At 63.5% G+C, this 13487-nt stretch carries 12 protein-coding genes; 2 read left to right on the top strand and 10 right to left on the bottom strand.

The genetic code is table 11. The features are described 5' to 3' along the window. Positions 1-139: 139 nt before the first annotated feature. Genes PC358_RS16010 through PC358_RS16000 form a run of 3 tightly spaced genes read right to left on the bottom strand, consistent with a single transcriptional unit; the run spans position 140 to position 2483 of the window. Positions 140-505 (bottom strand): hypothetical protein, encoded by a 366-nt coding sequence (locus tag PC358_RS16010; protein ID WP_033701069.1) that lies wholly within the window; start codon positions 503-505, stop codon positions 140-142. 5 nt (positions 506-510) lie between these two features. Continuing rightward, complete coding sequence (locus PC358_RS16005; RefSeq protein WP_033701068.1) at positions 511-939, bottom strand: DNA polymerase III subunit chi; 429 nt, start codon at positions 937-939, stop codon at positions 511-513. 50 nt (positions 940-989) lie between these two features. Further along, positions 990-2483, bottom strand: coding sequence for a leucyl aminopeptidase (locus PC358_RS16000; RefSeq protein WP_033701067.1), 1494 nt, complete (start codon positions 2481-2483; stop codon positions 990-992). A gap of 301 nt (positions 2484-2784) precedes the next feature. Between PC358_RS16000 and lptF the strand changes: the two genes are divergently transcribed. Next, a complete protein-coding gene (lptF, locus tag PC358_RS15995) occupies positions 2785-3900 on the top strand; it encodes an LPS export ABC transporter permease LptF (protein ID WP_033701066.1) in 1116 nt (371 codons plus the stop codon). Then, positions 3893-4954 (top strand): LPS export ABC transporter permease LptG, encoded by a 1062-nt coding sequence (lptG, locus tag PC358_RS15990; protein WP_033701064.1) that lies wholly within the window; start codon positions 3893-3895, stop codon positions 4952-4954. Before lptF ends, lptG begins: the two co-directional genes overlap by 8 nt. A 43-nt stretch (positions 4955-4997) precedes the next feature. On the opposite strand, the gene PC358_RS15985 is transcribed toward lptG, so the two are convergent. The 7 genes from PC358_RS15985 to PC358_RS15955 all read right to left on the bottom strand — a co-directional run bounded on the left by PC358_RS15985 (position 4998) and on the right by PC358_RS15955 (position 13479). Then, a complete protein-coding gene (locus PC358_RS15985; RefSeq protein WP_033701063.1) occupies positions 4998-5486 on the bottom strand; it encodes an RDD family protein in 489 nt (162 codons plus the stop codon). A gap of 96 nt (positions 5487-5582) precedes the next feature. Continuing rightward, entirely contained in the window at positions 5583-5795 is a 213-nt protein-coding gene (locus PC358_RS15980) for a cold-shock protein (RefSeq protein ID WP_033701061.1), read from the bottom strand. A 357-nt stretch (positions 5796-6152) separates the two neighbouring features. Beyond that, positions 6153-7274 carry a glycine cleavage system aminomethyltransferase GcvT gene (gene gcvT / locus PC358_RS15975; RefSeq protein WP_033701060.1) on the bottom strand — a complete coding sequence of 374 codons (1122 nt, stop codon included), beginning with the start codon at positions 7272-7274 and terminating at the stop codon, positions 6153-6155. A gap of 27 nt (positions 7275-7301) precedes the next feature. After that, positions 7302-8678 (bottom strand): L-serine ammonia-lyase, encoded by a 1377-nt coding sequence (locus PC358_RS15970; protein WP_033701059.1) that lies wholly within the window; start codon positions 8676-8678, stop codon positions 7302-7304. A gap of 62 nt (positions 8679-8740) precedes the next feature. Beyond that, positions 8741-11596, bottom strand: a complete 2856-nt coding sequence (gene gcvP / locus PC358_RS15965; protein WP_033701058.1) for an aminomethyl-transferring glycine dehydrogenase — start codon at positions 11594-11596, stop codon at positions 8741-8743. An 11-nt stretch (positions 11597-11607) separates the two neighbouring features. Continuing rightward, complete coding sequence (gene gcvH / locus PC358_RS15960; protein ID WP_033701056.1) at positions 11608-11991, bottom strand: glycine cleavage system protein GcvH; 384 nt, start codon at positions 11989-11991, stop codon at positions 11608-11610. A gap of 294 nt (positions 11992-12285) precedes the next feature. After that, a complete protein-coding gene (locus PC358_RS15955) occupies positions 12286-13479 on the bottom strand; it encodes a multidrug effflux MFS transporter (RefSeq protein WP_033701055.1) in 1194 nt (397 codons plus the stop codon). Positions 13480-13487: the final 8 nt, after the last annotated feature.

Below are 13487 nucleotides of genomic sequence, written 5' to 3'. Positions count from 1 at the left end.
GGGACCCTGTGCATTTATTCGGGAAAGCCGGGAAGTATAACCAAGGTGGGGGCCGCAGGCGACACGCGGCTGTCATCTGCAGGCGGGCGGTGGTTTCTTCGCGGGTAAAGCCGCGAAGAGGGGCATGCGCGGGGCCGGTTTACTCGGAGCGCTTGATCAAACGTTCGATGCGCGCATCCAGCCGACGCTTGATCTCGTTCTCGATGTGCGGGGTGAAGTCATTGATCACGTCTTGCATGATCGCCTGCGCTGCCGCGCGCAACTCGCTTTCCAGGTGCAACAGGGTGTCCTGGCGGCGGGTTTGCGAATCTTCCTCAGGTTCAGCGACGGCAGGCGCGACGGCAGGTGCGGCATTGCCGCCAGGCTCGTCGAGCAACAACGGGATCTGTTCCACCGTCTCGGTCAGCAGCGGCGGTTGCAGGTCGGCGTCGCCCAGCAGTTGGCGGATCGACTCGAGGTCATCGAGCAGGTGGGCGGAGTCGGGCAAAGGGGAGGGCTTGTCCATCGTCGTCAAAGTCGCTGTAAGCGGTGGTCTTGCAGAGCATAGCCCTGTTCACGGTAGAAACGGAACCGCTCACGGGCCGATTGGCGGATGCTCGGTTCCTCGACGACGATTTCGGCAACCCGTTCGAACTGCCCTGCGAACGCGGGTACGCCAGCCCCCAGGTTGATCAGCAGGTCACGGTGTTGCCCGGCATCCTCGCCAAGCCCTAAGGCCACGGTGGCATCAGCGTGCAGCTCCGCCAGGTCGTGAGGCACGAAAGCCTCGCCTTTGAAGTGCCATAGACGTTGGTCCAGTTCGCTGCGCTGCTCGGCGTCCTGGCAATGCAAGTAGACCCGGTGGCCGAGGCGCCAGGCTTTGTCGCACAACTTGCAGGCGAAATCGAGCCGCGCCGACAAGGAATCGGTGGGCAGGATGTAGAAATCGACTTTGCTCATGGTGGGGTCTGCCGGCCGGTGGCGCGCATGGCGCCACCGGTCTCACGGCATCAGGCGCCAGCGCGATCGAGCAGGTACTGGGTCAGCAGCGGGACCGGGCGGCCAGTGGCGCCCTTGTCCTTGCCACCGCTGATCCAGGCGGTGCCGGCGATGTCCATGTGCGCCCAGTTGTAGGCCTTGGCGAAGCGCGACAGGAAGCAGCCCGCCGTGATGGTGCCGGCCTTCGGCCCACCGATGTTGCCCATGTCGGCGAACGGGCTGTCCAGTTGCTCCTGGTACTCGTCGAACAGCGGCAACTGCCAGGCGCGGTCGTCGGCGCGCTTGCCGGCATCGAGCAACTGGCCGACCAAGTCGTCGTTGTTGCCCATCAGGCCCGAGGTGTGGCTGCCCAGGGCAACGATGCAAGCACCGGTCAGGGTGGCGATGTCGATCACCGCCTGGGGCTTGAAGCGTTCGGCGTAGGTCAGGGTATCGCACAGCACCAGACGGCCTTCGGCATCGGTGTTGAGGATTTCGACGGTCTGGCCGCTCATGGTGGTGACGATGTCACCTGGGCGGGTAGCGCCGCCGCTCGGCATGTTTTCGGCGCAGGCCAGCAGGCACACCAGGTTGATCGGCAGCTGCAGTTCGAGCACCGCACGCAGGGTGCCGAACACACTGGCGGCGCCGCACATGTCGTACTTCATCTCGTCCATGCCGGCGCCTGGCTTGAGGCTGATGCCACCGGTGTCGAAGGTGATGCCCTTGCCCACCAGCACGAACGGCTTGTCAGCCTTCTTGGCGCCCTGGTAGTTGAGCACGATCAGGCGTGGCGGCTGGTCGCTGCCCTGGCCCACGGCGTAGAACGCGCCCATGCCCAGGTCCTTGATCTTCTTCTCGTCGAGCACTTCGACCTTGAGGCCTTTGTGTGCCTTGCCCAGTTCCTTGGCCTGCTCGGCGAGGAAGCTTGGGTGGCACAGGTTGGGCGGCAGGTTGCCCAGGTCGCGGGTGAAGGCCATGCCGGTGGCGATGGCAGTGGCGTGCTTGACGGCGCGCTCGACCTCGGCCAGGCCCGCCTTGTCGGCTAGCAGGGTGACCTTTTTCAGGGCACGTGGCTCGGCCTTCTGGCTTTTGAAACGGTCGAACACGTACTCGCCGTCGAGCAGGGTCTCGGCCAGCAGGCGGTATTTGCCGTAGTGGGCGTCGCGGTTGCTGACGGCGACATCGTCCAGGGCAAGTACGGCGTCACCACCGTTCAGGCCTTTGAGCACGCCGGCGATACTGCCGACCAGCTTGCGCCAGGCGCGATCGCCCAGTGCTTCGTCCTTGCCGCTGCCAACCAGCAGCACACGCTCGGCCTTCAGGCCCGGCAGGCTCTGCAGCAGCAGGGTCTGGCCCGGCTTACCAGCCAGGTCGCCACGCTTGAGCACGGCGCTGATGGCACCTTCGCAGGCTTGGTCGACGGCCTTGGCAACAGCGCCGAGCTTGCGGCCTTCACCAACCGGTACGACCAGAGTGGCGGTTTTTACCGATGCAGCAGCTACGCTTTTTACAACCAGTTCCATGTCAGGGTCCCCGAATGATCGATACAGTTGGCGCTTCGTGTTCCAGCGCTCTGGGCGGGCCAGGCCGCGTGGTCGCGTACCCGTGGAAAAGCTGCCAGTTTGAGCCTGCGGCAAGGCTGCTGACAACCCTGTTTTGCGGCTTCATGCGCGGCCAAGTGACAGGGGCGGTCAATCACAGGATAATGCGCGCACTTTACATGGAGGTTCGCCTATGGCGAACCGGCATTGGTCTTGGCTGTACTAAGTCATTGTTTGGCGCCATTGTTTGGCAGTCCGCCCTGACAACCCAGGAGTGTCTGGTTTGATCGTCTTTCGTTATCTCTCCCGCGAGGTCCTGGTGACCTTGAGCGCCGTCAGCGCAGTGCTGCTGGTGATCATCATGAGCGGGCGCTTCATCAAGTACCTGGCCCAGGCCGCCCAGGGCGTGCTCGACCCGAGCGTGCTGTTCCTGATCATGGGCTTCCGCCTGCCGGGCTTCTTGCAGCTGATCCTGCCGTTGGGGCTGTTTCTCGGCATCCTCCTGGCGTATGGCCGCTTGTACCTGGAAAGCGAGATGACCGTGCTTTCGGCCACGGGCATGAGCCAGCAGCGCCTGCTTGGCATGACCATGGCGCCGGCTGCCCTGGTCGCCTTGCTGGTCGCCTGGCTGAGCCTGAGCCTGGCGCCGCTGGGCGTTGCCCAGGTGCAGCAGATCATCAGCCAGCAGGATGCCCTGACCGAGTTCGATACCCTGGTGCCGGGGCGCTTCCAGACCCTGCGCGATGGCTCGCGGGTGACCTACACCGAAGAGCTGTCGGACGATCGCGTCAACCTGGCCGGGGTGTTCATCTCCGAAAAGCGCTTCAACCAGGACAAGACCAAGGACCGGGCGCCGTCCGTGCTGGTTGCCGAAAAAGGCCACCAGGAAATCCAGGCCGACGGCAACCGCTACCTGATTCTCGAAAACGGCTACCGCTACGACGGCAACCCGGGCCAGGCCGATTACCGTGCGATCAAGTACGACACCTACGGTGTACTGCTGCCCAAGCCTGAAGTCAGCGAAGAAGTGACCGAGCGTGAGGCCATCCCCACCTCGCAGCTGATCGGCCAGAAGGGCTTGCGCGAACGTGCCGAGCTGCAATGGCGGCTGTCGTTGCCGATTCTGGTCTTCGTCGTGACCCTGCTGGCGGTGCCGCTATCGCGGGTCAACCCGCGCCAGGGCCGCTTCCTCAAATTGCTGCCGGCGATTCTTCTGTACATGGCCTACCTGACAATGCTGATTTCCGTACGCGGCGCCCTCGAGAAGGGCAAACTGCCGATCGCCCTGGGCATGTGGTGGGTGCACGGGCTGTTCCTGCTGATCGGCCTTGGGCTGATGTACTGGGAGCCGCTGCGCCTGAAGCGCGCCGCACGTCGTGCGGAGGTGGCCCATGGGTAAGCTGGATCGTTACATCGGCCAAAGCGTGCTGATGGCCATTCTGGCCGTGCTGGGGATCATCCTCGGCCTGGCCTCGCTGTTCGCCTTCATCGATGAGATGAGCGACCTGAGCGACACCTACACGGTCATGGAAGCGGGCAATTTCGTGCTGCTGACCGCACCCCGGCGCTTGTATGAAATGCTGCCGATGGCGGCGCTGATCGGTTGCCTGATCGGCCTGGGCAGCCTGGCCAGCAGCAGCGAACTGACCATCATGCGTGCGGCGGGGGTTTCCATCGGCCGCATCGTCTGGGCGGTGATGAAGCCGATGCTGGTGCTGATGCTGGTGGGTGTGCTGATTGGCGAGTACGTGGCGCCGGTTACCGAAAACAAGGCCCAGGCAGACCGTTCGCTGGCTCAGGGCGGTGGTGAAGCGCAGAGCTCCAAGCGGGGTATGTGGCACCGCCAGGGCGAGGAGTTCGTGCACATCAACGCCGTGCAGCCCAATGGCCTGTTGCTGGGCGTGACCCGCTACCGCTTCGACGACGAGCGCAAGATCGTCACTTCCAGCTTTGCCCGTCGGGCGCAGTACAACGACGACCACTGGCTGCTAAGCGATGTGCGCACCACGTATTTCCGTGGCGACCACACCGAAGTGGTGACGACGCCGCAAGAGCGCTGGGACGTTTCGGTCACGCCGCAACTGCTCAATACCGTGATCCTGGCCCCGGAGTCGCTGTCGATCACCGGGCTTTGGGATTACATCCACTACCTGTCGGACCAGGGCTTGAACAACGCCCGCTACTGGCTGGCGTTCTGGACCAAGGTGCTGCAGCCTGCGGTAACCGCAGCGCTGGTGTTGATGGCTATTTCCTTCATCTTCGGCCCGCTGCGTTCTGTAACCTTGGGCCAGCGGGTGTTCACCGGCGTGCTGGTGGGCTTCGTGTTCCGCATCGCCCAGGACTTGCTTGGCCCTTCAAGCCAGGTGTTCGGCTTCCCGCCGCTGCTGGCAGTGGTGATACCGGCCGCGGTGTGTGCACTGGCAGGGGTGTGGTTACTACGCCGAGCAGGTTGATGACCTGAACGATGCACACAAGCCGACCTCAGGGTCGGCTTTTTCATTTCTTCTGCTTGGGTACCCGCACCAGCTGGGTCTCGGAATAGATGTCATGCCAGCCGCGTTTGCGCTTGTCGATCAACGCCCAGAAAAACCCCAGGCCCAGGCACAGCCACGAAGCGATCGAGACCACGAAGCGCAACAGCGCCTGCCACAGGCTGATGGCACTGCCATCGGCGTTCTGCACGCGCACGCCCCATACCTGCATGCCCAGTGTCTGCCCGCCATGGGTCCAGAACTTGGCAAAGAAACCGAATAGCGCGAACAGCAGGATCGTCGACAACAGCGGGTCGCCATCCAGCGCACCGGCGTCGGTCAGCGCACGCATGCGGGCCTCACCGATGATTGCCATCTGGATCATCTTGTACGCGCCCGCCGTCACGATCAGCAGGGCAGTGCACAGCAGGAAGTCATAGAACATCGCCGCCAGGCGGCGGCCTAGCCCGGCAGGTGGAAAGTTACCCTGAGGCATGAGGGGGGGCTTGGACATTGCGCAGCAGCTCCAGAAGGCAAAGGCTCATTCTAGGGAACTGCAGGCAAAAAAAAGCCCCTGCGCGTCAACGCAAGGGCTCTTTTTTATGGATTATCAGGCTTCTGGCTGGACTTCGTCAGCCTGCATGCCTTTTTGGCCTTGAACGGCTACGAAGGTAACCTTCTGGCCTTCTTTCAGGCTTTTGAAGCCGTTGCCCTGAATGGCACGGAAGTGCACGAACAGATCCGGACCGCTCTCTGGGGTGATGAAACCGTAACCTTTCTCGTCATTGAACCACTTGACGGTACCGTTCTGACGCTGTGCCATTTTCTTATTTCCTATGAATCTATTAATTTGATAACAGTGACTTTCATGTCGTATTGGCATGAAAGCTTACTGGGCTGGGTTGCTGGAAAGTAAGAGACGTCGAACGGGTTGTAGCAGATCGCGGCTACTGGCCCAGGTCACGAACTGTTGCGACCCATGCAAACACAGTGCAGTGACTCTACGCCAACTCCCGAGAAAAAAACAAGCCCTTGCTCGTCTGCAAAAACGGGCTTTCGCCGATAGCCGAACGATTTGTCGGAAACGGCATGGCGCCTGGGCTGGCGCCATGTTCATTCGTTATTGAACAGGTTCGAAATCGAATATGACAAACCTGTTCAAACACTTCACGTCTTGCTTTCAGCCGCGGTAGTAACGTTGTGCCACGAAAGGCATTTTGCTGACTTTCAAGGCCACCTTCTTGCCGCGTACAAGTGCAAACAGTGGTGTGTCTAGTGCGGTATGTTCGCTGTCGATATAGCCCATTGCGACAGGGGCGCCGAGTGTTGGGCCAAAGCCACCGCTGCATACTTCGCCCACTGGCTGGTCGGCTGCATCGACGATCGGTGCACCCTCACGTACCGGCGTGCGTTCCTGCGGCAGCAGGCCGACGCGCTTGCGTGCCACGCCCTGTTGCTGTTGCGCGAAGATCGCCTCGGCACCCGGGAAACCACCGGCGCGGGCACCGTCGGCGCGGCGCACTTTCGAGATGGCCCACAGCAGGCTGGCCTCGATCGGCGTGGTTGCGGTGTTCATGTCGTGGCCGTACAGGCACAGGCCGGCTTCCAGGCGCAGCGAGTCACGCGCCCCCAGGCCGATCGGTTGCACCTCTGGCTCGGCCAGCAGGCGTCTGGCCAGCGCATCGGCGGCATTGGCCGGCACCGAGATCTCGTAACCGTCCTCACCGGTATAGCCCGAGCGGCTGACGTAGCAGGCTTCACCCAGCAAGGTCACCGGGCGGAACTGCATGAAAGTCATGCCGGCCACTTCCGGGGCCAGGCGCTCCAGCACCGTGACCGCAGCCGGCCCTTGCAGGGCCAGCAGGGCGCGGGCCTCGAACAGCGGCTCAATCTCGCAGCGGCTGCCGATGTGTTTTTGCAGGTGGGCCAGGTCCTGGTCCTTGCAGGCGGCGTTGACCACCAGGAACAGCACGTCGTCACCGAGGTTGGCGACCATCAGGTCGTCGAGGATGCCGCCTTGCTCGTTGGTGAACATGGCATAGCGCTGCGTGCCCACTGGCAGGTCGACGATATCCACCGGCACCAGGCTTTCCAGTGCCTGGGCCGCATCGCTGCCACGCAGGATGATCTGGCCCATGTGCGAGACGTCGAACAGGCCGGCCTGCTCACGGGTGTGCAGGTGCTCTTTGAGCACGCCCAGCGGGTACTGCACCGGCATGTCATAGCCGGCAAACGGCACCATGCGCGCACCCAACTCCAGGTGCAGGGCGTGCAGCGGGGTCTTGAGCAGTGTTTCGGACATCGGTGACTCCTTGGTGTTGTTATCGGGTCAACATTCGATGATGTTGACGGCCAGACCGCCGCGGGCGGTCTCCTTGTATTTGCTTTTCATGTCGGCGCCGGTCTGGCGCATGGTGCGGATAACCTTGTCGAGCGACACGAAGTGCTGCCCGTCGCCGCGCAAGGCCATGCGCACGGCGTTGATCGCCTTCACCGAGCCCATCGCGTTGCGCTCGATGCAGGGCACCTGGACCAGCCCGCCGATTGGGTCGCAGGTCAGGCCCAGGTTGTGTTCCATGCCGATCTCGGCGGCGTTCTCCACCTGTTGCACGGTACCGCCCATGACTTCGCACAGGGCCCCGGCAGCCATCGAGCAGGCCACGCCGACCTCGCCCTGGCAGCCGACTTCGGCACCCGAGATGGAGGCGTTTTCCTTGTAGAGGATGCCGATTGCCGCCGCCGTGAGCAGAAAGCGCACCACGCCGTCTTCGCTGGCGCCTGGGACGAAGCGCATGTAGTAGTGCAGTACCGCCGGGACGATGCCCGCTGCACCGTTGGTCGGCGCAGTGACCACGCGCCCGCCGTAGGCATTTTCCTCGTTGACCGCCAGGGCATAGAGGTTCACCCAGTCCAGCACCGACAGGGCATCGCGCAGGCTGGCTTCCGGGTGTTGGCTGAGCTGGCGGTACAACGCCGGGGCCCGGCGCTTGACCTTGAGCCCGCCTGGCAGAATGCCCTCATGCCGGTAACCGGCCTCGACGCAATCCTGCATCACCTGCCAGATCCGCAGCAGGCCGGCGCGGGTTTCGGCCTCGGGGCGCCAGGCCGCCTCATTGGCCAGCATCACCTGGCTCACCGACAGATGGTGTGCAGTGCAGTGCCCGAGCAATTGCTTGGCGGTTGTGAACGGGTAGGTGAGTACCGTGCTGTCCTCGACGATGCGGTCGTGCCCCGCAGCCTCTTCGTCGACCACGAAACCGCCGCCCACCGAGTAGTACTCGCGGCTGCGAATTTGCAAACCGGCACTGTCCAAGGCGCGGAAGATCATGCCGTTGGGGTGATAGGCCAGTGGCTTGCGGATCATCGCCAGGTGCTGTTTTTCGATGAAGTCGATTTCGTGCTCGCCGAGCAGGCGCAGGCGGCCGCTGTCACGGATCGCCTGCAGGCGGGCGGGGATGGATTCGGTGTCGACGGTATCGGGGTGCTCGCCTTCCAGGCCAAGCAATACCGCCTTGTCGCTGCCGTGGCCCTTGCCGGTGGCGCCGAGTGAGCCATACAGCTCGGCCTTGACGCTGACCGTGTCGGCCAGCAGGCCGTCGCGGCGCAGGCCTTCGGCGAAGCGTGCAGCGGCGCGCATGGGGCCGACCGTGTGGGAGCTGGAGGGGCCGATGCCGATCTTGAACAGGTCGAAGACGCTCAGTGACATGGTGGTGCCTCCTTTTGAACTTTTTGGGGCCGCGCGGCGGCCCCAAAGTTCTACAGACCGCCTCAGGCGTCCTGATAGCTCTCGATCGACGGGCAGGCGCAGACCAGGTTACGGTCGCCGAACACGTTGTCGACCCGGCCGACCGGTGGCCAGTACTTGCTTTGCACCAGGCTCGGCAGCGGGTACACAGCCTGCTCGCGGCTGTAGCCATGGGCCCAATCGCCAACCAGTTCCGCTGCGGTGTGCGGGGCGTTTTTCAGCGGGTTGTCGTCCTTGTCCAGGCTGCCGTTTTCCACGGCGCGAATTTCTTCGCGGATCTGGATCATCGCGTCGCAGAAGCGGTCCAGCTCTTCCTTGGCCTCGCTTTCGGTCGGCTCGATCATCAGCGTGCCGGCCACCGGGAAGGACATGGTCGGGGCGTGGAAGCCAAAGTCGATCAGGCGCTTGGCCACGTCGTCGACGCTGATGCCGCTGGTGTCCTTGAGCGGGCGCAGGTCGAGGATGCACTCGTGGGCGACCAGGCCATTACCACCGGTGTACAGAACAGGATAGTGCTCTTCCAGGCGGCGGGCGATGTAATTGGCGTTGAGGATCGCCATTTGCGAGGCGCGCTTGAGGCCGGCACCGCCCATCATGCGGATGTACATCCAGGTGATCGGCAGGATGCTGGCGCTGCCGAACGGCGCGGCGCACACCGCGCCCTGCGGGTTCTCCAGCTGCGCATGGCCCGGCAGGAAGGGCGCCAGGTGCGACTTGACGCCGATCGGGCCGACGCCCGGGCCGCCACCGCCGTGGGGGATGCAGAAGGTCTTGTGCAGGTTCAGGTGCGAAACGTCGCCACCGAACTTGCCCGGGGCGCACAGGCCGACCATGGCGTTCATGTTGGCGCCGTCGATGTAAACCTGGCCGCCGTTGTCGTGGATGATCGCGCAGATTTCGCCAATCGCTTCCTCGAACACGCCGTGGGTCGACGGGTAGGTGATCATGATAGCGGCCAGGCGCTCGCGGTGTTCGATGGCCTTGGCCCGCAGGTCCTCGACATCGACGTTGCCACGGGCATCACAGGCGGTGACCACCACACGCATGCCCGCCATGTTGGCGGTCGCCGGGTTGGTGCCGTGGGCCGAGGACGGGATCAGGCAGATGTCGCGATGGGCTTCGCCGCGGCTGCGGTGGTAGGCGCGGATGGCCAGCAGGCCAGCGTACTCGCCTTGGGAGCCGGCGTTGGGTTGCAGCGACACCGCGTCGTAGCCGGTGGCGGCGCACAGCATGGCTTCCAGCTCGGTGGTCATCTGCAGGTAACCCTGGCTCTGTTCGGCCGGGGCGAACGGGTGCAGGTTGCCGAACTCGGCCCAGGTGACCGGGATCATTTCACTGGCAGCGTTGAGCTTCATGGTGCACGAGCCCAGCGGGATCATGCTGCGGTCCAGCGCCAGGTCCTTGTCGGCCAGGCGGCGCAGGTAACGCATCAGCTCGGTTTCGCTGTGGTAGCGGTTGAACACCGGGTGTTCGAGGATCGCCGACTGGCGCAGCAGGCCGGCAGGCAGCAGCGAGCCGGTGCTGGCGGCGAGGGTGGCGAAATCGGGTTGCGGCTGGTCGCCGGCCAGCAGTTGCCACAGCGCTTCAACGTCCGCCTGGGCGGTGGTTTCGTCGAGCGACAGGCCGACATGGCCCGCATCGACCTGGCGCAGGTTGATGCGCTGGGCACGGGCCTTCGCGTGCAGGCTGGCGGTGGCTTCGCCGGTTGCCAGGGTCAGGGTATCGAACGCGCTCTGGCCGACGACCTGGATGCCCATGGCCTTGAGGCCGGCGGCGAGGATGGCGGTCAGTGCGTGGGTGCGTTGGGCGATGCGCTTGAGGCCGTCGGGGCCGTGGTACACGGCGAACATGCTGGCGATGTTGGCCAGCAGCACCTGGGCGGTGCAGATGTTGCTGGTGGCCTTTTCGCGGCGGATGTGCTGCTCGCGGGTTTGCATGGCCAGGCGCAGGGCGGTCTTGCCGAAGCGGTCGATCGACACGCCTACCAGGCGGCCCGGCATGTCGCGCTTGAAGGCATCACGGGTGGCGAAGTAGGCCGCGTGCGGGCCACCGAAGCCCAGGGGCACGCCGAAGCGCTGGGCGCTGCCGATGGCCACGTCGGCCTCGAACTCGCCCGGCGGGGTCAGCAGGGTCAGGGCCAGCAGGTCGGCCGCCACGGCCACCAGGGCGTTGGCCGCGTGCAGGCGCTGGACCAGTTCGCGGTAGTCGAACACTTCACCGTTGCTGGCCGGGTACTGCAGCAGTGCGCCGAAGAAGGCGCTGACATCGGTCAGCTCGCGTTCGTCGCCGACCACCACGTCGATGCCCAGCGGCTCGGCACGGGTGCGCAGCACGTCAAGGGTTTGCGGGTGGCAGTGCACCGACGCAAAGAAGGCATGGCTGCCCTTGTTCTTCGACAGGCGTTTGCAGAAGGTCATGGCCTCGGCAGCGGCGGTGGCTTCGTCGAGCAGCGAGGCGTTGGCGATCGGCAGGCCGGTCAGGTCGCTGATCAGGGTCTGGAAGTTCAGCAGCGCTTCCAGGCGGCCTTGGGAAATCTCGGGCTGGTAAGGGGTGTAGGCGGTGTACCAGGCGGGGTTTTCCAGCAGGTTGCGCAGGATCGGTGCCGGGGTGTGGGTGTTGTAGTAACCCTGGCCGATGTAGCTCTTGAACAGCTGGTTGGTACCGGCGATGGCTTTCAGCGCCGCGAGGGCGTCGGCTTCGCTCTGGCCATCTTCTGCGCCGAGCACGCTGGTGCCCTTGATGCTGTCGGGGATGACCGCAGCGGTCATGGCGTCCAGCGAGTCGAAGCCCAGGCTGGCGAGCATGGCCTGTTCGTCAGCGGCGCGTGGGCCGATGTGGCGGGCGATGAATTCGTTGGCGGTGCCGAGGTTGATGGTCATGGTGTGGTTCCTCAGGCGTCGTCGTTGGCTTTGATCAGGCGGTCGTAGGCGTCCTGGTCGAGCAGGGCGGTCACTTCGCTCATGTCGGCCGGGATGAAGCGGAAGAACCAGCCTTCGCCCATCGGGTCTTCGTTGACCAGCTCAGGGCTGTCCTCGAGCCCTTGGTTGACGGCGACTACCTCACCGGTCAGTGGCATGTACACGCCGCTGGCGGCCTTGACCGATTCGACGGTGGAGGCTTCGGTAGCTTTTTCGTAATGCTGCAGCTCCGGCAGTTGCACGAAAACCACATCGCCGAGGGCGTTCTGGGCGAAGGCGGTGATGCCCACGGTGACGCTGCCGTCGGCTTCAACGCGCAGCCATTCGTGATCTTCGGTGAAACGCAACTCGCTCATGGGAAATCCTCGAAAGCAGGGCGGTAGGCGTGGTTAGCCACGCACTTGTTGGATTTCCTGTAGCAAAAATGTGGCCAATAAAATAAAACGCTTATAAATCAATGGCTTGATAAATATTCTAAAGCCTGTTGAAAATAGGGATGGAATGAAATCGATACAGAACATCCACGGCCCAAATCGCTAGTCGTGGCAAACCCTTGCAGATACACAACGGAGTAGGGGTGTATTGATTTCAATACGATGTATTGAAATCAATACGGTTACATCATCCAAGCCTGTCGGGCTACACCTGGCTCAGGCTGGCGACGCTTGACGCTGTTGCAGGCGCACCGTCAGCATCCCCGACAGCGAGATCAGCCAGAGCACCGCGAACACGCCCGCGATCGCCAGGTTCGACGCCAAGGGCAGCGCACTGACGATACCCGAAGCCAGCGACCCGAATACCAGCATCAGGCAGCCCTGCAGGCTGGCCGCCACCCCTGCGCGGTCGGGGAAGAGGGACATGGAGCGGGCCATGGCGTTGGAGAAGATAAAGCCCTGGCCGAACGCGACAAGCATGATGCCACCCAGGATGCTGACCAGGTTCAACCCAGCAGGCATGGCGGCGATGCTCAACACGCCGAGCAGGAACAGCAGCATGCCCGTCCACATCAACGTGGCCGCCTGGACCCTGCGGATCAACGCGCGATTGACCAGCGTCCCAACCAGATAGCAACTGCCCACCGCCAGTGCCGTAGTGCCGAAGTATTGTGCGTCGTGGCCCAGCCGCTCCTGGACGATATGCGGGCCGATCACGTTCCACAGCAAAAACGCCGAGAAACTCGCGCCCAGTACAATTACCGACGAGCGAAAGCGCCCGTCAGCCAGGATGCACCGGTAGCCAACCAGGGTTTGCATGGCACTGCGACGGGCAGTGGCGGGCAGCGATTCCTTGAGCCCGGCCAAAACGAACGCCATCACGATCACGGCATAGACCGCATACAGGACGAAATTGTAGCGCCAACCCAGGTAGACCTCGATCATGCCGCCCACATACGGTGCGATGACGGGCCCGAGGCCGAACGCCAGGCTCAGATAGATAATGGCCACATAGAAGCGCGGGCCCTTGACGATATCGACCAGCAAGGCACGGGCAACCACTTGGCATGCACCAATCGCAAAACCTTGCAGTGCGCGCGCCACCAAGAGCATTTCGATGGAGGTCGAGAAGGTGGCCAGCAGGCTGCCGCTGAGGAACAGCGCCAGGCCCAGGATTACCGCCGGCCGGCGCCCGCGCGCATCGGTCATGATGCCGAAAAACAGCTGGCCGATGGCGTAGAACAGCAAGGTGATGGTGATGGTGTTCTGCATGAGCGACGGGCTGGCGCCCAGCTCATGGCCGATTGACGGCATGCTGGGCGCATACAGGTCGATGGCGATCCCCCCGACGCTATTGATCAGGGGAGCAAGGAACACGATGAAATTCTCGTAACGCTTGCTTGTGTTCATGGTTACCT

The organism is Pseudomonas capeferrum, from assembly GCF_000731675.1.
In the GTDB taxonomy this organism is placed as follows: Bacteria; Pseudomonadota; Gammaproteobacteria; order Pseudomonadales; family Pseudomonadaceae; genus Aquipseudomonas; species Aquipseudomonas capeferrum.
The sequence above is the reverse complement of the archived record's forward strand: the minus strand, read 5'-3'. Positions and strand labels throughout refer to the sequence as shown.